The sequence below is a fragment of the Plantibacter sp. MCCC 1A11337 genome, from assembly GCF_013349365.1.
Taxonomy (GTDB): Bacteria; Actinomycetota; Actinomycetes; order Actinomycetales; family Microbacteriaceae; genus Plantibacter; species Plantibacter flavus_A.
In genome coordinates, this window is sequence record NZ_JABJWX010000003.1 from 275,027 (window position 1) to 298,953 (window position 23,927).

Below are 23,927 nucleotides of genomic sequence, written 5' to 3' on the forward strand. Positions count from 1 at the left end.
AGGCGCGGCCCGATCAGTCGGGGGCGTCCGTCGGGGCCTCGTATCCGACCGGCAGCTCGGGGACGGTGCTCGTGCCAGTGTGGAACGCGGTGACCGCCAGAAGCGTCGGGTTCGGCGTTTTCTCGGGGTGGCCCGCCTCGTCGGTGACGTCGGGGACGAGCTCGATCGTCAGCCGGTCGGTGGTGACCGGTTCGAACACGTGCACCCTCGAGACGCCGACGGAACCGGCTCCGACGAGCGTGCGGCCGTCCGCTGTCCGGACCTCGTGGCGGTCGACGAGCTGTCCGGCTGCGAGGTCCTCGTGTAGCCGGAGGTGATCGATGGTGACCTGCTCCGCGAACGTGACGGTGACCGTCGACCCGTCGGTGGTCAGCGTTCCCGGGATCGGCTGTGCGAAGCGTCGGTCGCGCTCCGCGGCCCAGGCGGTCACGCGTTCCACATCGGCGTCGGGGAGGAGCCCGCGAGTGTCTGGTGGGAGATTGAGGAGCAGGTTCGCTCCGAGTCCGACGGACCGGTAGAAGATCGCGAGCAGATGCTCGACCGACTTCGGCTCGTCGTCCGGGTGCCAGAACCAGCCGCGACGGATCGAGACGTCGCACTCGGGCGGCAGGTAGAGGGCCTCCTCGAACCGGCTGGTGACGACCGTGTAGTTGCTGAAGTCGGTGTGGTCGACGACGTACCGCACCGGGTCTTCGGCGAGACCGTTCTCGTTACCCACCCAGCGGATCGTCGGGGCGCCCATGTTGAACACCATCGCCTGCGGCTGGAGTCGTTCGATGATGGCGGTGATGCCGGGCCAGTCGTAGGTGTACCCCTCGGACCCGGCGCCGTCGAACCACAGCTCGACGAGCTCGCCGTAGTTCGTGCACAGTTCGGTGAGCTGCCGGGCGTATACCTCGGCGTAGCGCGCCTCGTCGGCGTACTCGGGAGCGTGGCGATCCCACGGCGAGAGGTACAGCCCCAGTCCGAGGCCCGCCTCGCGACAGGCCGCTGCAAGCTCGGCCACGATGTCGCCGTGGCCGTCCCGCCACGGAGAGGATGCGACGCTGTAGTCGGTCGTCGCGGTCGGCCAGAGACAGAACCCGTCGTGATGCTTCGCGGTGAGGATGACGTATCGGGCGCCGATCGAGGCCGCCACGCGCACCCACTGCCGTACATCGAGGTCGCTCGGATCGAAGCTCGAGGCGGGCAGGGTGCCGTCGCTCCACTCCTTGCCGGCGAAGGTGTTGACGCCGAAGTGGAAGAACACGCCGAAGCCGTCCTGTTGCCAGCGCAACTGGCCCTCGGTCGGGACGGGACGGTGCTGGCGGTGGTGCGACTGTTGACTCACTTGACTCCTCCTGCTGCGACGCCTCGGTGGAACCATCGTTGCAGCACGATGAACACCACGAGGACCGGGACGACGGCGATGATGGATCCGGCCATCACGACCCTGGGGTCGAACCCGAACGACGACGCCGAGAGTCGTGCGAGTCCGAGCGAGACGGTGAACGACGACTCGCTCCGCAGGACGAGGAGCGGCCAGAGGAAGTCGTCCCAGGCGGTGATGAAGGAGTTGACGACGACGACGAGCATCGCGCCGATGGACGACGGCAGGAAGAGGGCGGTGAACCGTTGCCACTCCGAGGCTCCGTCGAGGAAGGCGGCGTCCTCGATCTCGTCGGGCACCGCCGTGAACGCGGCCCGCATGATGAGGACGTTCATCGCGGAGACAGCACCGGGGAGCCATGCGCCGACGAGGGTGTCGAGCAGGCCGAGCTCCTGGGTCATGAGGAAGAGCGACACCATGATCGACTCGAAGGGCACGACCATCGACACGATCAGCACGGTGAAGGTGACCCGCCGGCCGTGCCAGCCGCGTCGGGAGAGCATGTAGCCGGCTGCGGTCGGCAGCACCACCTGGGAGGCGATGGTGAGCGCGCAGACGATCGCGCTGTTCGTCAGGTAGGCGTCCATGGGGATCTGCCGGAAGATCGTGACGTAGGCGTCGAGCGTCGGCGACTGGGGGAACAGGGTGGTGTCGCGCCCGAAGAGTGCTTCGCCTGAGCCCTTGAGCGACGACAGGAACTGCCACAGCAGCGGGCCGACGGAGATGAGCAGCACGAGGAGCAGGAGCGCGTACCGCACCGGTGTCGTCCTCGACCAGCGCCGACGCCGACGCCGCAGGAGTGGTCGCGCGGGTGGCTGCCCGATGTGCGCGATCATGCGTCCCGCTCCCCGCCGAAGCGCTGAGCCAGCACGGCGAACACGGCGGTGAGCGTGAAGAGCGCCACGCTCGCGGCCGCGCCGTAGCCCGCGTTGCCGGTGAGCGGGTCGAGCGCTGCGTCGCGGATGAAGAACGGGAGTGTCCGCGCTTCGCCTCCCGGGCCACCGGTGGCGCCGCCGAGCAGGTAGACCTCGCTGAACACGCGGAGCGACCCGATGCCGGCGAGGAGCCCGACGAGGAGCATCGTGAGGCGGGTGCCCGGCACCGTGATGGTGAGGAACCGTCGTGTCGGGCCGGCGCCGTCGAGTTCCGCCGCCTCGTACAGCTCACAGGGGATGTTGGAGAGCGCCGCCAGGTAGAAGATCAGATACCACCCGAGCCCACGCCACACCGTGAGGGCGATGGCGCTGAGCAGGATGAGCGACCCCTCGGAGAGGAACGGCACCGCCTGCTGGATGAGACCGACCCGTTGGAGCACCGTGTTCACGGGCCCCTGTTCACCGAGGAGGTTCTGCCAGACCAGCCCGACCGCGACGACGGACGCCACGATCGGAGCCGCGTAGGCGGAGCGGAAGAACCCCATCCCGGGGAGCCGGGTGTGGACGAGCTGCGCGAGCAGCAACGGGAGGACGACCAGCAACGGGACGGCGATGACCGCGTACAGCACGCTGTTGCCGGTCGCGGACCAGAACGCGGGATCCTGCAGGATCGAGCGGTAGTTGTCGAGGCCGACGAAGGCTCCACCCATGCCGAGCGGGGAGGTGTCGGTGAACGACAGCGCGATGGTCCCGACGAAGGGCCCGACGCTCCAGATGGTGATCATGAGCAGCGCGGGTGCGCACCACAGCAGCGGCACCCAGGGCGGTCGGTAGCGCGCCGCCCCGTTGAGGTGGATCGCGGTCGTCATCGAGCATCGGCTCCGATGACCCGGTTGGCCGCGTCCTGGGCGGCCTGGAGCGCCTCACGCGGCGCCTTCTTCCCGGTGAGCGCCAGCTGGAGCTCGGCGTTGACCGCGTTCGCGACCGCGTCGCTCCACTGCACGATGGTGACGATCTCCGCTTCGTCGGCGAGCTCGACGGCGAGACGGTTCGCCTCGTCGATGGGTGCGGTGCCGGTGATGTCCGTGAGCTTCGGGATGCCGAGCGACTCGGTGGTGCTCGGGAAGTTCTGGATGCGCGGGTCGCTGATGAAGCGGTTCTGCTGCTCGGCGGCGAGGAGGAACCGCGCGAACGCGATGGCGGTGGCCGGGTTGGTGCTCGTGCTCGGAACACCGATGGTCTGCACCTCGGCGATCGCCGTGCCGCGGTGGTCGAGGAGGGACGAGACGCCCACGTGCTCGTACACGCCCGGGTTGCCCTCCTGCACGTATCGGAGCGAGGAGGCGTTCGGTGACCCCCAGACGGTCGCGCCCTGGGTGAACAGGGCGGTGGGCTCGTCGTCGGACGCGATCGAGTCCTTCGGGATGCCGCCGGCCAGCGCGAGTCGCGTCATGCGCTCGGTCCACTCCTGCACGGCCGGATCGTCGGCGAAGACGAACGCCGAACCGTCGTCGGCGATGACCTCGGCCTCCTGCAGCTGCCACTCGAGCGGGAGTCGCAGACCGAGACTCGCGGAGAAGGCACTGAACTCGCCGTTCGACCGTTCGGCGACCTGATCGGCCGCGTCGAAGAGTTCCTCGAAGGTGGTCGGCGGCTGCTCCGGGTCGAGCCCGGCGCGCTGCATGAGCTCGGTGTTGTAGGTCTGGAGGCCGATGAGGCCCCAGTACCAGGGGAGTACGTAGTGGTGGTCGTCGCCGGGGAGGACCAGGCTGTCCCACAGGCTCGGGATGAAGTCGGCGCCGATGCCCGGTGACGCGGCGTCGAGGTCGGCGAGGAAGCCCTGTTCGCGGAGCCCGCCGGCAGTGGCGAGCGGCATGTTCACGACGTCCGCCAGCGAGCACGCCTGCGCGTCCGCGACGAGCCGAGTGGCGAAGCTGCCGTCGCCAGGGTCGTCCTCCCAGATGACGGTCGTGCCGGGGTAGGCGGCCTCGAAGTCCTCGATGAGCTCGGTGAAGTACTCGGAGAACGAGGCCTTCAGCGCGGTGGTCTGGAAGGTGATCTCGCCGGACGGCGTCGCGTCGACCGGCGTGCCAGCGGCGAATTCGTCGGCGATCGTGCAGCGGCCGACACGCTCGCCCCCGGCGTCGCCCGTGCACGCGGAGAGCGCGACCAGCGTGGCGGCTGCAGCGGCGATCGACAGGGTTCGTTGGTGCTTCATGGGGGCTCTCCTCGTCCGCGGACGGGTTCGTCAGCCGTCCTTGCATATCGAGGATAGGCATGAGGTATGTGATATGCAAGCCCTGTGTACAAAAGCCTCATGAGGGCTGCTTGTGGAGTGCATTCAGCCGTCCAGTCGACGGAACCGCACGGTCGTGGCCGGATATCGGTGGCCCGTGGCCGGGAATCCCTCGGCAGGGTTCGCGGCACCCGTCAGAATGAGGGCATGACCGAACAACGCGCCGTCCTCGATGCCACCGTCAGCTTCCTGAACGGCGGCGGTCTCGCCGTCGAGGACTTCCGCCTCGACCTGCCGCCCGCCATCGCGCAGGCGAAGGGGAAGGCGCAGCAGCAGGAGGTCGGTCGGCTGCTCGTCACGCACCTCGGTCTCGCGATGGTCGGCGAGATCCGCATCACCAAGCTGGAGATCGTGCGCGAGCAGCACAAGGGCTCCCGCGGGATCCTGGCGGCGGCTGCGGCGGCCGGGCTCGAGATCCCCGACACCACAGCGGCTGCGGACGCCGTGCGCTCCCGTCCGGAGGGCGCGCTCGTCGAACTCAGCCACCCGATCCGTGCCGGCCTCCGCACCTACCCGGGGTTGCCGGAGCCCGTGATCCGTCCGTTCCTCACCCGTGAGGACTCTCGCCCGAAGTACGCCGAGGGCACCGAGTTCGCGATGGACATCATCGAGATGGTCGGCAACACCGGCACCTACCTCGACAGCCCGTACCACCGCTACGCCGGCGGCGGCGACCTCGCGAGCCTGACGCTCGAGCAGCTCGTCGACCTCCCGGCCGAGGTGTTCCACCTCCAGGGCTCGACGGAACGCGGCATCGGCGCGAACGTCTTCCTCGACCGCGAGCTGCGCGGGACCGCCGTCCTCCTGCACACCGGGTGGGACCGCCACTTCGCGACCGAGGCGTACACGAAGGACGCTCCCTACCTCGCCGAGGACGGGGTGCGGTACCTCGTCGAGCAGGGCGTGGTGCTGGTCGGCATCGACTCCATCAACATCGACGACACCGAGCCGGGATCCGGTGGCGCACGTCCCGCCCACTCGCTGCTCCTCGAAGCCGGGATCCAGGTGGTCGAGCACCTCACCGGGCTCGAGCAGCTCCCCGCGAGCGGCGCCGCCTTCACCGCGACGCCACCGCTCGTCGAGGACTTCGCGACCTTCCCCGTCCGCGCCTTCGCGCGACTGCCCTAGGCGCGGTCCGAAGACCGTCCTCGCGGTGCCGTCGGCGCGCTGAGGACGGTCCCGATCACTCCTCGATCTCGGCCCGGAGCAGTGCCGCATCGGTGTGCTGCTCCAATCGCTCGTACGCGTCCGCGAGCTCGGCCGTGACCGTCGTCCAGTCGGGCGAGCCTGCAGGGAGGCGTCCGCGAGCCGAACGGAACAGGTCGACGGCACCGGCGTGGTCGTCGACGGCGACCCGGGACCTCGCCGCGAACACCTCGGCCACCGCCGCCCCGTTCTCGTCACCGGCGGCCACGAACCCCGCAGCGGCGAGCCGAGCCGTCGCCGTCGCTTCGTCGGCGCGTCCGAGCGCTCCGAGCGAGCGGGCCTCCGAATCGGTGATGTCGGCCACGAGCCACGCCGCCTCGTGCGCCGAGGCGATGTCACGAGCCTCCGAGTAGAGCGGCAGCCCGGTGTCGTCGCCGAAGGCCGCCCGTGCGCTCGCCGCGCGCTGGAGCGCCTGGATGAGGAGCTGCGGGTCGCCCAGGCGCCGAGCGGCGGCGAGTGCCTGGTCGATGACCTCGATCGCGTCGTCGTCCTCGAACTGGATGAGGAGCGTGCTCAACCCGAAGCCGGTGCGGATGACCACTTGGTCGTTCCCGACGGACGCGGCGTCGTCGATCGCGGCGCGCCACACGCCGTACGCCATGCCGTGTTCACCGATCATGCGCGCGGCCTCACCCATGTTGGCGAGCAGATCCGCGAGCTCACCCGGCGCGGCGTGCTCACGCTTCGCTTGGTAGACCTCGTCGTAGTGCTCGAGCGCCGTGGCGGCATCGCCCGCGAACTGGAGGTACCGCGCGAGTTGGAGCGTCAGCGAGTCGAGGTCGGCGTACTCCGCCCGCTTCGCGTGGGTGATCGCGAGCTGCATGCGAGCCGCGGCCTCGCGATCGCGGTCGGCGTCGCTCAGGAGGGCCGCGGAGAGGGTGCACGCCTGGATGATGCCGAGCCGGTTGCCGAGGAGGGTCTGGAGCGCGACGAGCTCGTCGGCGAGCGCGACCCCCTCGGCGAAGGCCCCTGCCCCGCCGAGCATCCGGGTGCGGAGCGTCAATGCCGGGAGGCGGACCGACGCCCGCTGCCCGGGCTCGAGGAGCGGGTCGAGGAGCTCTGCCGCCTCCTCGATCCGGCCGGTCACGGCGAAGAGGTGCGCGTGCAGGAGGCGGGCCGGCGGGCCTGCCTCGCCCGGATCGTCGACCGCGGCGGCGAGCACGGCCTCACCCGCGAGCCGGTCGGCGATCCCCATGAACCGTTCCGCGGACTCCTGCTCGGTCTGCGCTCCCGCGAGCTCGAACGCATGGCGCGCCGTGACGACGAGCGTGTGGATGAGCCGGTCCGCGTCGACGGGGACGAGACGGGCGTCGTCCAGCTCGGCGAGCAGGAGGGTGAGCCGGTCCTCGGTCGCCGTGCCGAGCAGGGCCACGCCGAAGCGGGCCTCGACGTCGGCGACCTCGATGCGTCCTGCTGCACGGAGCGCCGTACCGCGGTCGGTCCAGGCCGCCCCAGCGCGATCGTCGTCACCCTCGATGACCGCAGCCTGCGCGATCGCGCCCAGGAGTCCGGCGCGGAGGTTCTCGTCGGGATCCGCGTCGTCCGCCAGGAGCGCGAGGCCCTGCTCCGCGGCGACGATCGCAGCCCGCGGATCGGCGCTCTGCAGGAGCGCGGAGGTCCGTTCACGCCACTCGGCGGCCGTGGTCGCCGGCTCCGGCTCGGCGACGGGGGCTGCGAACCCCTCGACCGACAGCGGGAGGTCCCAGTGCTCCGTCGCGAGTGCGCGCGCGGCCTCGAGTCGCTCGGTACGGAAGCCGTTGCCGTTGCGTTCGTCGAAGGCACGGGTCAGGTGCTCGGCGGCCGCCCAGGCGCGAGCCGCGACCGCGGTGACGGTCCAGTCGGCGGCGTCGGTCGACTCGGTGCCGAGGTACCGGGCGAGGTCGGGGGCGTCGGCACCGCGGACGGGCAGATCACCGTGACCGGCTCGGGCGACGGCATCCAGGAGGACGCCGACCGCGATGAGCCCGTCGGCGTGCCCGGACAGGTTGATGGGGTCGTTGACGAGGGTTGGCAGGTGGCGTTCGAGCATCGCCAGGCCGCGCGCCTCGTTGCCCGTGACGGCGCAGAACACGAGGTGGTCGGCGATGATGCCGAATCCGTCGGCGTTGGAACGGGCGACCCGGTAGCTGCGCTGGTGCGCCGCCTTGGCGTCGTCGAACCGGCCGGCGCGGAGGTAGGGGAGGAGTGCCTGTGCCTCGCTGGTCTCCGGCTCCTCGCCACAGCTCATGCGGTTCTCGAACATCTCGTCGTAGATCCGGATCGCGTCGTCGTCGTGCCCGCGGAGCTGGTGGAACCAGGCGTCCTCGTTCCGTACACACGCTTCGCAGTGGCTGTACCGGTCGTCCTCGATGGTCGAGCGGCGTTCCAGGAATGCGGCGGCCTCGTCGAGGCGACCGGTCACCGTCGCGATGTGGAACTGCGACTGCACCACGCCGCTCATGGTGGCGCCCGCTGCCGCGTACCGCGCGCGCATGTCCTCGTGCATGGCCTCGATCTGCGCGAGCGAGAAGGCCGGGTTCGTCGACAGCCGGCCGGCCATCCACTTGTACTGGAACAGCAGGTCGCAGCCGTCGACCGTGATCGGGAAGCGCTCCGGGTCTGCGTCGTGCTTGCCGACGCACCAGCCGAAGGAGCTGAACATGGCGTCGGTGTCGCCCGTCATGTGCGCCGACTGGGTCAGCCGCATGCGGGTGGCGTACGCGGCCTCCTCGTCGGCGGCGGCCTCGGCTCGCCGAAGCGCCTCGTCGAGCAGGGCGCGCTCGGCGGGACCACACGGCAGGGTGTCGGCCTCCTCGAGGAGGTCCTGGATGCTCGCGTCGGGGTCGATGTCGTTCACAGGGGTGGCGGTGGTGTCGGTCATCGGAGTTCCTTGTCGTCGAGACCGACACTGAGGCCGATCAGGTCGGTCATGGCTGCATCGAGCATGCGGCGGTCGCGCGCTTCGAGGGGGCGGTGCCCGGCGAGGAGCGCCTGGACGTAGAGCAGTTGGATGCTGCGCTCGAACACGAGGTCGTCGTCGAGGGTCGCCAAGCGGCGGACGAGCGCCGCGTTCCAGTTGAGGCAGAGCCGGGCGGCGGTGTCGGCCTCAGTGCCTCCCGGGCCGGCGTCGGCGAGGAAGGAGTCGACGGCTCCGACGACCTGCGACCAGATACCCGGTGCGACCGAGGCGGCCCGGTGCCGCTCGAGCCGTCGGAGCACGGACGGGTCGGCGACGTACAGCGCGGCGAGGTCGTCCGGCCGGTATCGGCGCACCGAGACCCGGCACTCGACCTCGGCGAGCACGCGGCTGGCGCGGTCCTCGAGTGCCGTCGTCGCGGCGAGGTCGTCCAGGTGGGGCGGCTCGAGGTTGTCGAGCTCGTCGGCGACCGTCACCCGTTCGACCCGAACGCCGTCGATCAGGTGGGGCAGCCGCTCCAGGATCTCCTGGTCGTACACGTACCCGCCGTTGACGATCGGTGAGGCCGGATCGACGACCGCGGCGATCTGACGGAACTCGTCGCGGGATGCCGTGTACCGGATGACGCCCGTCTGCGACAGATGTTCGTCGATGGTCGTCGTGCCGGCGGAGGTCTCGATCGGGAGCCACCGGACCACGGCGCTCGCGAGGTCGTCGTCGTGCGCGGCGATCGCCTTGATGCCGAGCTGGTGGACGCCGATGAACTCCTGGAGTCGGTGCGGCCGTTGACGGGCGAGGTCGAGGATCCACCGTCGCAGGGTTGCTCCGATGGCCTCGCGGGTGAACTCCAACGCGTCGTCCTGCACGAGCTGCTCGCGCGAAGCCGTCGGGCGGAGCCCCGTCGTGTCGACGATGCAGCGGACGAAGAACGCCCACTCGGGCAGCAGGTCGTCGATCTGTTCGCTCAGCAGCATGCCGCCGAGGTAGACGCGGCTCGCCTGCCGGGCGCCCGGCGGAGGCGGTGAGGGGAGGACGAAGGCGGTGCCCCGGGTGCCGGTGCCGGGCACCACGATCTCGACGGCGTCGAACGGGCGCGTCCCGAGGAGGTCCTCCCCGAACGCCAGGAGCGCTTCGCGAGTCGTCGCCTCAGCCGTCCGGAACACCGGGTCGACGTTGATGCGCACCGGGTGGTCGGGGGCGGAGGGATCGACCACCTCGACATCGAGGTCGAGGAAGCGTCCGAACGTCGTGGCGAGGCCGAGCACCGAACCGTGCCCGAGCAGACTGCCGTCGTGCATCGGACCGTCGATGCGTGGATCGAGGACGACCTCGGAGCCGATCGGCATGGCGGCGGTCGCGGCGTCGTCGAGTTCTCGGATCGTGAACGTACCGTCGGCATCGCCGATCCACTCGATGGCCGGACCGCCACGAGCCGAGCGGCTGCGGACGGTGATGGTGTCGGCCACCATGAAGCAGCTCAGCAGACCGATGCCGAACCGGCCGAGGTAGTCGCCGCGCTGGAGTTCGTCGAGGTCGCCGCGCTTGGAGCTGCGGCCGACCGTCGCCAGGAGTTCTGCGGCCTCGTCGCGGGTGAGCCCGACACCGTCGTCGCGGAATCGGAACGGCGAGCCCGCCTCCGAGCCGGACGGTGGCACGTGCGGGGTGATGAGGAGTCTGCCGGGAGGCGCCGTCGGGTCGTCGGCGCGACGGGCTGCGACGGCGTCGCGTCCGTTCTGCAGGAGCTCACGGAGGTAGACGCGCGGTCCCGAGTAGATGTGGCGGCTCAGGAGGTCGACGACTCCGCGGAGGTCGACCTGGAACGGCAGCGGGGCTCGGGAGTGGTCTGGCATGGCTCTCTTCCGTCGGCGGCTGCGGGGCCTGCATCGGGCGTCTGTGCGGGGTGGATCGGGCTTCATGCAGACGGACCGCGACCGGTTCGTCTGCAGCCGGATCAGCCTAGCGAACGTCGTGAAACGGATGCTGGGCGGTCGCCTGGGAGTCGGTGAGACGACCCTGCTCCCCAGGGCCTGTGGAGCGAGGTCGACGCCGATCGGTCGTCCTGGGGTGTCGCGAAAACGCGTCCCCGGCTGCTAGCCTTGACGCCACTTCTCGAATCGATTCGACATCGATTCGGACCACCCCTCCCACCCCCCCCCGCACCTCGCTAGGAATCCGTTCACCAGTGCACACCGCAGGAATCACCGTCGTCCACCCCGGCGACTCGCTCTCGGGCAGGCAGCGCCTCGTCTACATCCTCGTGCTCGGCGCGCTCACCGCACTCGGGCCGTTCACCATCGACCTCTACCTGCCGGCGTTCCCGATCCTCGAACAGGACCTCGACGTCCCGGTCAGCCTCATCCAGCTCACCCTCACCGGGACCACGATCGGCTTCGCGGTGGGCCAGCTCTTCATGGGGCCCTGGAGCGACAAGGTCGGCAGGCGTCTCCCGCTCATCCTCGCGACGAGCATCCACATCGCGGCCTCGGTCGGCGCCGCGTTCGCGCCCGACATCGGATGGCTCATGGTGTTCCGCGTGCTGCAGGGCGCCGGTGCGGCGGCAGGTGGTGTGGTCGCGATGGCGATGGTCCGCGACCTCTTCGGCGGGAAGCCGCTCGTGCGGATGCTGTCGCGACTCGCACTCGTGAACGGGCTCGCGCCGATCGCCGCCCCCGTGATCGGGTCGCAGCTCCTCCTCGTCCTCGACTGGCGCGGACTCTTCGTGTTCCTGGCCGCCTACGGACTGTTCGTCGTCATCGCGGTGTCGCTGTGGATCGTCGAGACCCTGCCTCCGGCGCGGCGTCGCGACGCCGGACACAGCACCGTCCGCGACCGCTACCGCTCGGTGTTCAGCGACCGCGTGTTCGTCGGTGTCGCCCTCATCGGCGGCATGAGCTTCTCGGGCCTGTTCGCCTACCTCTCGAGCTCGTCGTTCCTCTTCCAGGAGGTCTACGACTTCGACGCGCAGGAGTACGGTCTCCTGTTCGCGGTGAACTCGCTCGGCATCGTCGCCGGGGTGCAGATCTCGTCGCGCCTCATGCGCTGGTACGGGCCGCAGTGGATCCTCGCGTGCACGACCATCGTGCAGCTCATCTCGGCGGTCACGATCGTCGCGCTGACGATGGCGGACATCGGGCTGTTCGGTGTGCTGGTGCCGCTGTTCTTCTTCATCCTGTCGTGCGGCTTCGGCTTCCCGGCGGTGCAGGTGCTCGCACTCGCAAACCACGGGCATGAGGCCGGGACGGCGGCGTCGCTCCTCGGGGCGCTCAACTTCGGTCTCGCGGGGCTCATCTCGCCGATCGTCGGTGTGCTCGGGATCGGTACCGCGATCCCCATGGGTGCCGTGATGGCCGCGACCTCGGTCGTGTCGGTGTGCGCGCTCTGGTTCATCGTGCAGCCGAAGAAGGTCCCGGCCCTCGCCGGCTGACCTGGTGGGCTGCGCCAGCGCGGTGCGCTGACGTGAGCGCGGACCTGTGGCGTGAGCGCGGGTCTCCGGGGTGGCGCGCTCACGGCTGCGACCCGCGGTCGCGCCAGTTCGGGCTCGCTCACGTGGCCGCACCGCGCTGACGCCGGTCCCGGGCGGTTCGGGCCGGCGCGCCGCGCTGACGCCGGCATCGGGGCCGGATCGGGCGGGCGGGTCCCGGTCAGACGGAGGGGTCCACGCCGTCGACGTACGTCCACGCGCCGGTGTCCTTCGAGAACCGACTCCGTTCGTGCTGGCTCCCCGCGGAGCCCCGCACGCCGGGAACCTTGTGGTGCGCGACGAACTCGACCATCCCCTCGGTGTCGAGCAGCCCACCGCGGGAGGTCGCGAGGATGTCGAGCCGGTACCAGCGGAGCGAGCCGTCCAACTCGAGCGACGCCGGCCTGGTCGACGGATGCCACGTGCGCAACAGGTACTCCGGGTCGCCGACCGCGAAGGCCGAGAACCGCGACCGCATGAGCGCCTCCGCGGTCGCCGCCGACGACTCGCCTCGGTGCAGGCGGCCGCAGCAAGCGCCGTACGTCTCACCGGACAGGCAGGGGCACCGTGCGTCGTCGGAGAGGGCAGCGGTTCGGGCGTCGGTCGTCACTGCTCAAGTATCGCCCGCCAGGCTCGCGGGTCGTGCTCGCCGGACGTCGGTTGCCACTGCCCGTCGGCACTCGTCCGGTGGCGCATCGGCGCGGCGATCAGTACGTCATCCTCCCGACGCAAGCCCGCGCGTGGAACATACCCGACACGGCATGATGGGACGATGACGGCACCCGACGACCACGACGACCCAGCAGCTGCACCGGCTCCCGAGGTGCACGAGGCGGTCTCGCCAGCCCTCGACGAGTCGGGTTCGCTCGCGATGGATCCGGACCCGGCGTCGATCCGGCCCGATCCGAAGCTCGCCGCGAAGGTCTCCCGGCGGTGGCCGTTGATCAGCGGCGCGATCGCCGTGGTCCTCGTCCTCCTGCTCGGCGTGCTGCTCTTCCAGCGCGGTCCGAACGCCCCGTTCGGGTTCGACGAGGAGTGGATGCAGGAGGTCCTCGAGGAGCGTTCGCCGTGGCTCGTCCAGGCTGCGCTCGTCATGAACTGGCTCGGCGGCGGGGTCGTCGCGATCTTCGTCGTGCCGCTGCTCGGGATCGCCGTCCTGCTGCTGTTGCGCCGTCCATGGGCCGCCCTGTACTTCGCGCTCGTCTCCGCGCTGAGTGCCGGAGCAGTGCAGATCATCAAGAACATCGTCGGTCGGTCACGGCCCGAGGACATCCTCGTCCACGCCGACTTCGGTTCGTTCCCCTCCGGGCACAGCGCGAACGCGGCGACCATCGCCGTCGCGTTCGGGATCATCTTCCCGCGGGTCTGGGTGTGGTTGATCGGTGTCGCCTACACGCTGCTGATGATGCTGTCGCGCACCTATCTCGGCGCCCACTGGGTGAGCGACACGATCGGCGGGCTGCTGCTCGGTGCCGGTGTCGCGCTCATCATCGCCGTGCCGTTGCTGCACCGGATGTCGACCGAGCCGAAGAAACGGGTCCCGCTCGCCGACGGCTGATCGCGTGGAGGCCCGTCCCTCGATGCCGGTCATCCAACGTTCGTCGTTCGTGTTCCGTCCTGGCGTCAGCGCGGTGCGCTGACCTCAGACCGCCCGGACCGGCGTGAGCGCGGGTCCACCGCGTGGGCGCGCCCCTCCGGAGGCCCGCGCTCACGCCACAGACCCGCGCTCGCGTCAGCGCACCGCGCTGGTGGCCCCACCCCCCCCCCGTGCCGGCGGAGCGGTAGTCTGCTGACAGCCGGGAGCCGGCCGGGGGAGGAGACGCGTGTCGATCACGATGCACGACGTCGCCGCACGAGCGGGCGTCTCGATCAAGACCGTCTCGAACGTCGTCAACGACTACCCGCACGTGAGCGACGCGACCCGCTCCAAGGTCGAGCGCGCGATCGCCGAACTCGGCTACCGCCCCAACCTCTCGGCCCGGAGTCTCCGCTCCGGCCGGTCCGGCGTGATCAGCCTCATCATCCCCGACCTCCGCAACGCCTACTTCGCGGAGCTCGCCGACGCGGTCATGCGTCAGGCGCGTGCGCGCGGGCTCTCCGTGCTCATCGAGCAGGTCGCCGGCGGTCGCGACGTCGAGCTCGAGATCCTCCGTGGGCCGCGCATGCAGCTGGTCGACGGCATCCTCTACAGCCCGCTCAGCCTCGACCGCGACGACAGTGCACTCCTCCCGGAGGGCCCCATGGTGATCCTCGGTGAGCAACTGTTCGACGGCGACCGCGACCACGTGACGATGGCCAACGTCGACGGCGCCCGCGCGGCGACCGAACACCTGCTCGCGCAGGGCAGACGCCGCATCGTCGCGCTCGGCACCGACCCGCACGACACCCTCGGGCCGGCCGCCCTCCGCCTCCAGGGGTATCGGGAGGCGCTCGAAGCCGCCGGTATCCCCGCCGATCCCGCCTACGTCAGCACGGTCGTCAGCTGGCACCGCAGCGACGGGGCGAACGCGATGCGCGAGGTCATCGCCGCGGGCCTGCCGTTCGACGGCGTCGTCGCCTTCAACGATGCGATGGCCCTCGGCGCCATGCGCGTCCTCCAGGACGCCGGTCTCCGCATCCCCGACGACGTCGCGATCATCGGCTTCGACGATTTGGACGAGACGCGTTACGCCCTCCCGGCCCTGTCCACGGTCGACATCGGCCGCGAGGAGATCGCCGAGCGCGCCGTCGAGCTGCTGATCGAGCGGATCGCCGCGCCCGGGCAGCCGGAGGAACCGCGGGCGATCGTCAGCGGTTACCGCGTCGTACCGCGGGAGTCCACCAGCTCCGTCACCGCTCACGAGCCCGGACCCAGGGACACTCCTTCAACGTTGTAGAGTGCGTACAGGGCGGCCGGGCATGCCGCCGCCGAGGAGGATCATGGCGACCACCCTGCACGACGTGGCGAAGCTCGCCGGGGTGTCCGCCAAGACCGTCTCGAACGTCGTCAACGACTACCCCCACATCAAGCAGGCGACCAAGGAGCGGGTGCTCGCCGCGATCGCCGAGCTCGGCTACCGGCCCAACCTCTCCGCACGCGGGCTCCGCTCCGGTCGTTCCGGCGTCATCAGCCTGATCATCCCCGACCTCCGGAACTCCTACTTCGCCGAACTCGCCGACGCCGTCATGCACGCCGCCGACCAGCTCGGCCTGTCGGTGCTGATCGAGCTCAGCGGCGGCGACCGGGCACGCGAGGCCGAGCTCCTGCGCGGTGCGCGACTCCGTGCGGTCGACGGTGTCCTCTACAGCGCGCTCCACCTCGGCGACGAGGATCTCGCCGTCGTGGAGGAGGTCACCATCCCGATGGTGCTCCTCGGTGAGCGCATGTTCAACGCGCCGAACGACCACGTGACGATGCGCAACACCGAGGGAGCGCGTGCCGCGACGGAGCATCTGATCGGGCTCGGTCGGACACGGATCGTCGCGTTCGGAGCGCACCGCGCCGACATCGTCGGTTCGGCCAGTCTGCGGCTCGCCGGGTATCGAGCGGCGCTGGAGGCTGCCGGCATGGTGTTCGATCCGGCGCTCGTCCGGGAGGTCCCGGTCTGGGGTCGCTTCGACGGAGCGCTCGCGATGCGCGAGATGCTCGACGAGGGTGTCGCGTTCGACGGCATCGTCGCGTTCAACGACGCCCTGGCGCTCGGAGCCATGCGCGTCCTGAGTGAACGAGGCGTCGCCATGCCGGACGAGGTCGCGGTCATCGGCTTCGACGACATCGACGAGGGTCGGTACTCCCTGCCGTCGCTGTCGACGATCGCACCTGGGCGGGAGCAGATCGCCCGGACCGCCGTGTCGCTGCTCGTCGAGCGGATCGCCGGGGGAGTCGACGACGTGCCACCCCGTCGGGTCTACGCGGACTTCGAACTGGTGCGACGTGAGTCGACCACGCCCTCGTCCGTCAGAGCCGAATCCCCATCTCCGAACGTGTCTTGACAGCTGTCGATCGGCACACGAGACTATTTGTACAACGTTTACCTTCAACGTTGAAGAAGCCCGGACGACGACGTCCTTGGAGAGGATCACGCATGACCACCGCACGCATCGCCATCGACCCGAACGTCACGGTCGCCCCCGTCAACCGCCGGATCTTCGGCTCGTTCGTGGAGCACCTGGGCCGCTGCGTCTACGACGGCATCTACGAGCCCGGCCACCCCACCGCCGACGCCGACGGCTTCCGCGGCGATGTGGTGGACCTCGTCACGGAACTCGGCACGAGCACCATCCGCTACCCCGGCGGCAACTTCGTCTCCGGCTACCGCTGGGAGGACGGCGTCGGGCCGCGCGAGAACCGTCCCGTGCGCCGCGACCTGGCCTGGCACTCGCTCGAGACCAACCAGGTCGGCGTCGACGAGTTCGCCAAGTGGTGCAAGCTCACCGGCAGCGAGATGATGATGGCCGTCAACCTCGGTACGCGCGGGGTGCTCGAAGCGCTCGACCTCCTCGAGTACACGAACCACCCGAGCGGAACGGCGCTGTCCGACCAGCGGATCGCGAACGGTGCACCCGAGCCCTACGGCATCAGCATGTGGTGTCTCGGCAACGAGATGGACGGGCCGTGGCAGGTCGGCGCGATGTCGGCCGACGACTACGGCAAGCTGGCCGCCCGGACCGCGTCGGCGATGAAGATGGTCGACCCGAAGCTCGAACTCGTCGTCTGCGGTTCGTCGAGCTCCTCGATGCCGACCTTCGGCGACTGGGAGCGCACGGTCCTCGAGCACAGCTTCGACTCGGTGGACTACATCTCCTGCCACGCGTACTACCAGGAGCGCGACGGCGACCTCGGGTCGTTCCTCGCGTCGTCCCTGAACATGGAGTACTTCATCCGCACCGTCGTCGCGGCCGCCGATCACGTGCAGCACAAGCGTCACTCCGACAAGCAGATCCAGCTCTCGTTCGACGAGTGGAACGTCTGGTACCTCGACGAGTGGAACGCGATCGAGGGCACGATCGAGGAGTGGGCTTACGCGCCCCGACTCATCGAGGACGTCTACTCGGTCGCCGACGCGGTCGTGTTCGGCAACCTGCTGATGACGCTCCTCAAGCACAGCGACCGCGTCGGGTCGGCGAGCCTCGCGCAGCTCGTGAACGTCATCGCCCCGATCATGACCGAGCCGGGTGGTGGCGCCTGGCGGCAGACGACGTTCTTCCCGTTCTCGGTCACCAGCCGGCTTGCGTCGGGTGTCGTGCTCTCGCCGCGCATCGAGGTCGGCAGCTACGCCACGAAGGTCCACGGCGATGCACCGCTCGTCGACTCGGTCGCGACGTACGACGCCGAGGCCGGGACCGCGGCCGTGTTCCTCGTGAACCGTCATCAGGACGAGGCCATCACGGTGACCGTCGACGTCTCGGCGCTCGGCGTCGGTTCGATCCTCGAGGCGAACGGCATCCACGACGAGGACGTCTACGCGAAGAACACGATCGACGACCGCGAGCGTGTCGGCCTCGTCGCGAACGAGAGCGCGTCGCTCGCCGACGGCACCCTCACGATCACGCTCCCGCCCGTGTCGTGGACGGCGGTCGCGCTCGGCGCCTGAGTCGGGAAGCGGGCTGCGGGCTCCGGTCTGTGAGCCAGGGGTTTCGACGTTCGCAATGCAGGACGATCGCGGCGGGTCTGCCGCGCTCGCGGCGATCGCGGGGCGGCGCGCCGGACCCGTCCTGCGTTGTGGACGTGTCGAGGTCGACGGCGGGTGGGGAATCCCTCCCGCCGCCGTCGTCGCGCGGCCCTACAATCGGCACATGACGGCACGGGGCTCCTACGCGAAGGGCGTCGCGCGTCGGGAGGAGATCCTGCGCGTCGCGCTCGCGGTGTTCGCGCGCGAGGGGTACCGCGGCACGTCGCTCCGCGAGGTCGCACGTGAGGTCGGCGTCAGCCTTCCGGGGCTCATGCACTACTTCGAATCCAAGGAGCACCTGTTCGCGGCGATCCTGCGGGAGCGCGACGCCGTCGACTACGAGGAGTTCGCCGCGGCCGGGTCGCAGGACGCGATCGAGGGTCTGGTCGCGGTCATGCGCCACAACAGCGATGTCCCGGGTCTCGTCGAGTTGTACCTGACGATGGCGGCCGCCGCCGGTGATGCGGAGCACCCGGTGCGCGGGTTCTTCGTCGATCACGTCACGGCGGTGCGTCGGAGCATCGCCGACGTCGTCCGGGATCGCCAGGCCTCCGGGCGGGTCGCCGCGGGCCTCGACCCTGATCACGTGGCGCGTGTCATGGTCGCCCTCGCCGACGGTCTGCAGGTGCAGTGGACGCTCGACCCCTCCGTCGACATGGCCGGTGACCTCGAGCGCGCCTGGGCGCTCCTCGTCGGTGACGCCGGCGCGGTGCGCTGACCCGAGCGCGGGTCTGTGGGGCCCGGCGCGGTGCGGTGACGCGAGCGCTGCGGAACCGGCGTGGGCGCGCCCCGGCCGCGTGAGCGCGACCCTCCGGAGACCCGCGCTCACGCGGCTGGGCCGCGCTCGCGTCAGCGCACCGCGCTGGCAGCAGCAACACCGACGGGATTCTTGAAAACCTATTGAACACTCGGGTTTCGCGCCTATACTCAAAGCCGTGCAGTGATCGGTTTCCTGATCCTGCCAGGACAGCACCACCCGCGGGCCAGAGCCGGTCCGCAGCTCAGCGTTGAGAGGAACTCGGATGTCCAACCCACCCCGCCGCCCCAAACCCACCGGCCAGCGTGCCTCGAGCGGCCCCTACGTCAGCCTCGTCACCGGCCCGTCGGGACCGACGGAACGGGCGTCGAAACGGGTCGTCACCACCATGGCGCTCGCCCAGTTCGGTCTGTTCGTGGCCTTGCTCGCCCCGGTCACCGTCAGCCTCGCCCTCAAGACGCAGCAGCTCGTCCCGGGGGATCAGGCGGCGGTCGTCAACGGCAACGTCCTCTCCATCGCCGCCCTGTTCGCCCTCGTCGCGAACCCGGTGATCGGCCGACTCTCCGACCTCACGCTCTCTCGCTTCGGTCGCCGTCGCCCGTGGATGTTCCTCGGCGCCATCGGCTTCGTCGCCTCGCTCACCATCGTCGCCCTCGCACCGAACGTCCCGGTCCTCATCGCCGGGTGGTGCCTCGCCCAGCTGACCGGCAACGCCATCCTCGGCCCGCTCCTCGCGACGATCGCCGACCAGGTCCCGCCGGAGCAGCGGGGGAGCGTCTCCGCGAACGTCGGCGTCATGCAGAACGTCGGCATCCTCGCGGCGGCGTTCGTGGCCAGCTGGTTCGTCACCGACATGTTGCTGCTCTTCGTCGCTCCGGCCGTCTTCGCGCTCATCACCGTGTGGCTGTACTGCTTCGTCCTGCCCGACCGCGCGATCACCACCCGTCCGGACGTCGGCGGGTGGAAGGGCCTGCTCTTCACCTTCTGGGTGAACCCGCTCAAGCACCCCGACTTCGGCTGGGTCTGGCTCTCGCGGTTCCTCCTGACGCTCGCCTCGTTCCTCTTCGTCGCGTTCCGCCTGTTCTTCCTGCAGGAGGAGGTCGGGCTGTCGCAGCAGGGCGCGGTCGACACCCTGACCATGGGTGTGCTGATCTACACGATCGCGCTCGTCATCACCGCGAAGCTCGGCGGCTGGCTGTCGGACCGGATGCTCAACCGCAAGGTGTTCGTCATCGGGTCGACGGCGGTGTTCGCGGTCGGACTCATCCTGCTCGCCCACACCACGACGGTGCCCATGTTCTACGTCGTCGAGGCGATCATGGGAGCGGCGTACGGCGTGTACGTCGCGGTCGACACCGCCCTCGTCGTGGACGTCCTGCCGAACCCCGACGACGCGGCGAAGGACCTCGGCGTCCTCAACATCGCGAACGCGCTGCCGCAGTCGCTCGCCGGCGCGGTGGGCGCGTTCCTCCTCGGACTCGGCGCGGTCGGCAACAACTACACGGCCCTGTTCTGGGGCGCCGGGGTCATCGCCGTGCTCGGCGCGCTGACGATCCTGCCGGTCCGACACCGCATGACCCGGAACGCCGACGGGACCATCACCGGATCGATCGCGACCCGTGGGTGAACCAGGTCACAGCCTCCCGCACCCCGATCACCAGCTCCACTCCACCACCAGCGATGCCAACGACGGCGTCAGAACGGACGACAACACCATGACCGCACCAGCGCTCTCCGTACAGCTCTACAGCATCAAGGAGCACCTCGACCAGGGCCTCGACGACGCCCTCGCCCGGCTCGCCGGCATGGGCCTGCGCGAGGTCGAGGCGTTCGACTTCGTCTCCCGTGCGCCCGAACTCCGCGAGGCCTTCGACCGCCACGGTCTCGCCGCCCGCACCGGGCACGCGACCCTCCTCTCCGACGAGATCCGCTTCGGCGACCAGGTCATGCCGGTCGCCTCACAGGAGGACGTCTTCGCCGCCGCGACCACACTCGGCCTCGAGATCGTCATCGACTCCTTCGTGAGCCCCGACCGCTGGCTCGACGAAGCCGCCGTCGCCGACACGGCGTCCCGCCTGAACGCCGCAGCGGAGCGCGCCGCCGACCACGGTCTCCGCGTCGGCTACCACAACCACTCCCAGGAGTTCGTCGCATCGTTCGGCGGACGCAGCGCGTTCGAGGTCTTCGCCGATCAGCTGCGTGACGACGTCGCGCTCGAGGTCGACCTGTTCTGGGCGGCGACCGCCGGTCAGGACGTCCCCGAGCTGCTCGGCCGCCTCGGCGACCGCGTGCAGGCGCTCCACGTCAAGGACGGCCTGCTGCCCGCCGACCCGTTCGCACCGGGCGCCGCACCCTTCGTGCCGACGAGTCTCGACCAGCGACCGTTCGGGCAGGGCGAGGTCCCGCTGCGCGAGTCCATCGCAGCGGCCCCCTCGGCACGCTTCGCGATCATCGAGTTCGACCACTACGGTGCAGGCGACATCTTCGACGGCATCCAGGCGAGCGTCGACGCGCTCGTCGCCGAGCAGCTCGTCTCGACCGAGGCGGTGGTCCGCTGATGGCCGCGGCAGCGCACGACACGGCGGCAGCGCAGGGCACGGCACGCGCACCGCAGGGCAGCGGCCCGGTCGGCGTCGGGTTCATCGGCACCGGCATGATCAGCGACACCTACCTCGAGCACCTGACCTCGTTCCCCGACGTCCGCGTCGTGATCCTCGGCGACCTCGACGTCGACCGCGCGAAGGCCCAGGCCGAGAAGTGGGGCGTCGGCGAGTGGGGGACCGCCGACGACGTCCTCGCGCACCCGGACGTCGAGCTCGTCGTGAACCTCACGATCCCCGCCGTCCACGCACAGGTCGCGTCGCAAGTGCTCGCCGCCGGGAAGCACGTGTGGACGGAGAAGCCGATCAGCGTCGACCGTGCGAGCGGGCTCGCGCTCCTCGAGCAGGCCGACGCCGCAGGACTCCTCGTCGGCATCGCGCCGGACACGGTGCTCGGCCCGGGCGTCCAGTCCGCGCGTCGCGCCATCGCCCGCGGCGACATCGGTCAGCCGCTCACCGCCCAGACCGTCATGCAGTACGCCGGGCCGGACATCTTCCACCCGAACCCGGAGTTCCTGTTCGCGAAGGGTGGCGGGCCGCTCTTCGACATGGGGCCGTACTACCTGACGACGCTCGTGCAGGTGTTCGGTTCGGTCGCCTCGGTGTCGGCGGCCGGCTCCCGCGGGCGTGCGACGCGGACGATCCAGCAGGGCGACCGCGTCGGCACCGAGTTCGCCGTCGAGGTGCCGACGCACGTGAGCGCCATCGCCCGCTTCGTGGAAGGCGGCGTGAGCCAGAGCGTCTTCAGCTTCGAGTCGCCGCTCGCGAAGATGGGCGTCGTCGAGATCACCGGCACCGAGGGGACGCTCGTGATACCCGACCCGAACATGTTCACGGGCGAGGTGCGGATCACCCGTGCGGCGCCCATCGAGCGGATGCAGCAGGACCCGGAGTGGGAGGTCGTGCCGACCGAGGGTGTCCTCGCCGGCCGCGGGACCGGGGTCCTCGACCTCGCCCGGGCGATCCGTTCCGGCGGCACGCCGCTCGCCTCGGGTGCCCTCGGTTACCACGTGCTCGACACGCTCGTCTCGATCGACGAGTCCGTGGTGTCCGGCCAGACCGTCGACGTGGCGAGCCGGGTCGCGCCGGTCCCGCTCGTCGCCGAGGACTGGGACCCGTTCGCCGCCACGCTCTGAGCGCTGTGAGCCGAGCAGCCACGAGCAGAACAGAACCGAGCAGCATCGGACCAGGCTGAGCAAGCCCCCGGTGGTGTCCGTCGCCCCACGTACGCTGAGGCGATGGACACCACCGGTCGGCGAAGCACCGAGCACGACGCTGACGCGACTCCTCGCCGGCGATGGATCCTCACCGGCCAGCTCGGTCCGGCGTTCGACGACGGCGGACCGATCCTGCTCATCGAATCGAAGTCCACCTTCACGAAGCGACCGATGCACCGGGCGAAGGCGCACCTCTTCCTCTCGGCCATCCGACATCGCGCGGCGGAACTCGGCGACCGGGCGGAGTTCCACCAGGTCGACCGCTACGAGGAGGTCGTCGAGGTCGGCGCCGACCTCGAGGTGATCGCCCCGACCTCGTGGACGGCTCGGCGCTTCGTCCGTGAGCGCGGCCTCCGGGTGCTCCCGAGCCGCGGCTTCGTGACCTCGGAGCCGGACTTCGCGGCCTGGGCGTCGACGCGGGACGGCAAGCGGCTCCTCCTGGAGGACTTCTACCGCACGGTGCGGGAGCGGACCGGGATCCTCATGCGCGGCGACCAGCCGGAGGGCGGCCGATGGAACTACGACCACGACAACCGCAACCCGCCGCCGAAGGGAGCCGCCCGGCTCGGTCTGCCCGAGCCGCTCTGGCCTGACGAGGACGACATCGACGCGGAGGTCCGCGAGGACCTCGACCGGTGGCAGCGCGACGGACTGGTCCAGCTGGTCGGCGACGACGGGCCCCGGCGCTTCGCGGCCACGGCGGCCGAGGCGGAGGCGGCGCTGGCGGACTTCATCGAGACCAGGCTCGGCGACTTCGGCCCGTTCGAGGACGCCATGCTCGGCGGCGACTGGACGATGGCGCACTCCCTGCTGAGCGCGCCGCTCAACCTCGGCCTGCTCGACCCGCGCGACGCCGTCGAGACCGTGGTCGCCGAGTACCACGCCGGTCGCGCGCCGCTGTCGAGCGTCGAGGGCTTCACCCGCCAGATCATCGGCTGGCGCGACTACGTCTGGCATCTCTACTGGCACCTCGGCGAGCCGTACCGGACGAGTCACAACGCCCTCGGAGCCCACGAGCCGCTCCCACGTCAGTTCCGCGAACTCGACGCCGCCGCCATTCAGTCCAACTGCCTCCGCGAGACGATCGACGGGATGCGTCGCCACGGTTGGGCGCATCACATCCAGCGGCTCATGGTGCTCGGCAACTGGGCCATGCAGCACGGGTACGACCCGGTCGCACTCAACGACTGGTTCATCGACATGTTCGTCGACGGCACCCCCTGGGTGATGCCCGCGAACGTCATCGGCATGTCGCAGCACGCGGACGGCGGCATCGTCGCGACGAAGCCCTACGCCTCGGGCGGTGCGTACATCGACAAGATGTCCGACTACTGCGGTGGGTGCGTCTTCGATCCCAAGGTGCGGCTGGGCGAGGACGCCTGCCCCTTCACCGCCGGATACTGGGCCTTCCTCGACCGCGTGGAACCGCGCATCCGGCCCAACACCCGTATGGCGCAACCGCTGGCCGGGATGCGCCGACTGTCCGACCTGCGCGCCGTCGTCGACCAGGAGCGCACCCGCGAACAGTGGTGATCGGAGCAGTCGTCCAGCCCCCGCGCGACCCCTCGACCGGTGAGGAACGCGTCGCTAGGCTCGGCAC

General features: G+C 70.2%; 18 protein-coding genes. 11 read left to right on the top strand and 7 right to left on the bottom strand.

Features of this window, described 5'->3' with window-relative positions; all coding sequences use genetic code 11:
- Nucleotides 1-13: 13 nt before the first annotated feature.
- The 4 genes from HOW07_RS13115 to HOW07_RS13130 are packed head-to-tail and all read right to left on the bottom strand — an operon-like array spanning nt 14 to nt 4,462.
- Entirely contained in the window at nt 14-1,330 is a 1,317-nt protein-coding gene (locus tag HOW07_RS13115; RefSeq protein ID WP_371743679.1) for an alpha-L-fucosidase, read from the bottom strand.
- Complete coding sequence (locus tag HOW07_RS13120; RefSeq protein ID WP_175117394.1) at nt 1,327-2,205, bottom strand: carbohydrate ABC transporter permease; 879 nt, start codon at nt 2,203-2,205, stop codon at nt 1,327-1,329. Before HOW07_RS13120 ends, HOW07_RS13115 begins: the two co-directional genes overlap by 4 nt.
- On the bottom strand, nt 2,202-3,113 hold the full coding sequence (locus HOW07_RS13125) for a carbohydrate ABC transporter permease (protein ID WP_175117395.1): 912 nt from the start codon (nt 3,111-3,113) through the stop codon (nt 2,202-2,204). The genes HOW07_RS13120 and HOW07_RS13125 overlap by 4 nt, the downstream gene beginning before the upstream one ends.
- Nucleotides 3,110-4,462: an extracellular solute-binding protein gene (locus tag HOW07_RS13130; protein WP_175117396.1), complete on the bottom strand. Its 1,353-nt coding sequence runs from the start codon at nt 4,460-4,462 to the stop codon at nt 3,110-3,112. The genes HOW07_RS13125 and HOW07_RS13130 overlap by 4 nt, the downstream gene beginning before the upstream one ends.
- 225 nt (nt 4,463-4,687) lie before the next feature.
- Between HOW07_RS13130 and HOW07_RS13135 the strand changes: the two genes are divergently transcribed.
- Nucleotides 4,688-5,668, top strand: coding sequence for a cyclase family protein (locus tag HOW07_RS13135; RefSeq protein WP_175117397.1), 981 nt, complete (start codon nt 4,688-4,690; stop codon nt 5,666-5,668).
- A 55-nt stretch (nt 5,669-5,723) separates the two neighbouring features.
- Here the strand turns inward: HOW07_RS13135 and HOW07_RS13140 are convergent, their stop codons facing one another.
- Nucleotides 5,724-8,606: a hypothetical protein gene (locus tag HOW07_RS13140; RefSeq protein WP_175117398.1), complete on the bottom strand. Its 2,883-nt coding sequence runs from the start codon at nt 8,604-8,606 to the stop codon at nt 5,724-5,726.
- The gene (locus HOW07_RS13145) at nt 8,603-10,492 is read right to left on the bottom strand and encodes an HSP90 family protein (protein WP_175117399.1); all 1,890 of its coding nucleotides are present in this window, start codon (nt 10,490-10,492) and stop codon (nt 8,603-8,605) included. Before HOW07_RS13145 ends, HOW07_RS13140 begins: the two co-directional genes overlap by 4 nt.
- 332 nt (nt 10,493-10,824) lie before the next feature.
- Here HOW07_RS13145 and HOW07_RS13150 point away from each other — a divergent pair, with 332 nt between their 5' ends.
- Nucleotides 10,825-12,066, top strand: a complete 1,242-nt coding sequence (locus HOW07_RS13150) for a multidrug effflux MFS transporter (protein ID WP_371743680.1) — start codon at nt 10,825-10,827, stop codon at nt 12,064-12,066.
- A gap of 217 nt (nt 12,067-12,283) precedes the next feature.
- On the opposite strand, the gene HOW07_RS13155 is transcribed toward HOW07_RS13150, so the two are convergent.
- Nucleotides 12,284-12,712: a YchJ family protein gene (locus HOW07_RS13155; RefSeq protein ID WP_121293811.1), complete on the bottom strand. Its 429-nt coding sequence runs from the start codon at nt 12,710-12,712 to the stop codon at nt 12,284-12,286.
- A gap of 162 nt (nt 12,713-12,874) precedes the next feature.
- Between HOW07_RS13155 and HOW07_RS13160 the strand changes: the two genes are divergently transcribed.
- The 9 genes from HOW07_RS13160 to HOW07_RS13200 all read left to right on the top strand — a co-directional run bounded on the left by HOW07_RS13160 (nt 12,875) and on the right by HOW07_RS13200 (nt 23,860).
- Nucleotides 12,875-13,660, top strand: a complete 786-nt coding sequence (locus HOW07_RS13160; protein ID WP_254628345.1) for a phosphatase PAP2 family protein — start codon at nt 12,875-12,877, stop codon at nt 13,658-13,660.
- A 265-nt stretch (nt 13,661-13,925) separates the two neighbouring features.
- Nucleotides 13,926-14,978 carry a LacI family DNA-binding transcriptional regulator gene (locus HOW07_RS13165; protein WP_175117400.1) on the top strand — a complete coding sequence of 351 codons (1,053 nt, stop codon included), beginning with the start codon at nt 13,926-13,928 and terminating at the stop codon, nt 14,976-14,978.
- A 43-nt stretch (nt 14,979-15,021) separates the two neighbouring features.
- Nucleotides 15,022-16,074: a LacI family DNA-binding transcriptional regulator gene (locus tag HOW07_RS13170; RefSeq protein ID WP_079003196.1), complete on the top strand. Its 1,053-nt coding sequence runs from the start codon at nt 15,022-15,024 to the stop codon at nt 16,072-16,074.
- 92 nt (nt 16,075-16,166) lie between these two features.
- Nucleotides 16,167-17,675, top strand: coding sequence for an alpha-N-arabinofuranosidase (locus HOW07_RS13175; protein WP_175117401.1), 1,509 nt, complete (start codon nt 16,167-16,169; stop codon nt 17,673-17,675).
- Between the two features lie 202 nt (nt 17,676-17,877).
- On the top strand, nt 17,878-18,471 hold the full coding sequence (locus HOW07_RS13180) for a TetR/AcrR family transcriptional regulator (protein WP_121293817.1): 594 nt from the start codon (nt 17,878-17,880) through the stop codon (nt 18,469-18,471).
- 304 nt (nt 18,472-18,775) lie between these two features.
- Nucleotides 18,776-20,137 carry an MFS transporter gene (locus HOW07_RS13185; RefSeq protein ID WP_064294978.1) on the top strand — a complete coding sequence of 454 codons (1,362 nt, stop codon included), beginning with the start codon at nt 18,776-18,778 and terminating at the stop codon, nt 20,135-20,137.
- Between the two features lie 88 nt (nt 20,138-20,225).
- A complete protein-coding gene (locus tag HOW07_RS13190; protein ID WP_175117402.1) occupies nt 20,226-21,068 on the top strand; it encodes a sugar phosphate isomerase/epimerase in 843 nt (280 codons plus the stop codon).
- Nucleotides 21,068-22,246 (top strand): Gfo/Idh/MocA family protein, encoded by a 1,179-nt coding sequence (locus HOW07_RS13195; protein WP_175117403.1) that lies wholly within the window; start codon nt 21,068-21,070, stop codon nt 22,244-22,246. Before HOW07_RS13190 ends, HOW07_RS13195 begins: the two co-directional genes overlap by 1 nt.
- Before the next feature lie 102 nt (nt 22,247-22,348).
- Nucleotides 22,349-23,860, top strand: coding sequence for a cryptochrome/photolyase family protein (locus HOW07_RS13200; protein WP_175117404.1), 1,512 nt, complete (start codon nt 22,349-22,351; stop codon nt 23,858-23,860).
- Nucleotides 23,861-23,927 lie beyond the last annotated feature (67 nt).

What these genes read in the sequence shown, in the direction of transcription:
- HOW07_RS13120 (WP_175117394.1), bottom strand. Translation starts at nt 2,205, where the DNA reads ATGATCGCGCACATCGGGCAGCCACCCGCGCGACCACTCCTGCGGCGT.
- HOW07_RS13125 (WP_175117395.1), bottom strand. Translation starts at nt 3,113, where the DNA reads ATGACGACCGCGATCCACCTCAACGGGGCGGCGCGCTACCGACCGCCC.
- HOW07_RS13130 (WP_175117396.1), bottom strand. Translation starts at nt 4,462, where the DNA reads ATGAAGCACCAACGAACCCTGTCGATCGCCGCTGCAGCCGCCACGCTG.
- HOW07_RS13135 (WP_175117397.1), top strand. Translation starts at nt 4,688, where the DNA reads ATGACCGAACAACGCGCCGTCCTCGATGCCACCGTCAGCTTCCTGAAC.
- HOW07_RS13140 (WP_175117398.1), bottom strand. Translation starts at nt 8,606, where the DNA reads ATGACCGACACCACCGCCACCCCTGTGAACGACATCGACCCCGACGCG.
- HOW07_RS13145 (WP_175117399.1), bottom strand. Translation starts at nt 10,492, where the DNA reads ATGCCAGACCACTCCCGAGCCCCGCTGCCGTTCCAGGTCGACCTCCGC.
- HOW07_RS13160 (WP_254628345.1), top strand. Translation starts at nt 12,875, where the DNA reads ATGACGGCACCCGACGACCACGACGACCCAGCAGCTGCACCGGCTCCC.
- HOW07_RS13170 (WP_079003196.1), top strand. Translation starts at nt 15,022, where the DNA reads ATGGCGACCACCCTGCACGACGTGGCGAAGCTCGCCGGGGTGTCCGCC.
- HOW07_RS13175 (WP_175117401.1), top strand. Translation starts at nt 16,167, where the DNA reads ATGACCACCGCACGCATCGCCATCGACCCGAACGTCACGGTCGCCCCC.
- HOW07_RS13180 (WP_121293817.1), top strand. Translation starts at nt 17,878, where the DNA reads ATGACGGCACGGGGCTCCTACGCGAAGGGCGTCGCGCGTCGGGAGGAG.
- HOW07_RS13185 (WP_064294978.1), top strand. Translation starts at nt 18,776, where the DNA reads ATGTCCAACCCACCCCGCCGCCCCAAACCCACCGGCCAGCGTGCCTCG.
- HOW07_RS13190 (WP_175117402.1), top strand. Translation starts at nt 20,226, where the DNA reads ATGACCGCACCAGCGCTCTCCGTACAGCTCTACAGCATCAAGGAGCAC.
- HOW07_RS13195 (WP_175117403.1), top strand. Translation starts at nt 21,068, where the DNA reads ATGGCCGCGGCAGCGCACGACACGGCGGCAGCGCAGGGCACGGCACGC.
- HOW07_RS13200 (WP_175117404.1), top strand. Translation starts at nt 22,349, where the DNA reads ATGGACACCACCGGTCGGCGAAGCACCGAGCACGACGCTGACGCGACT.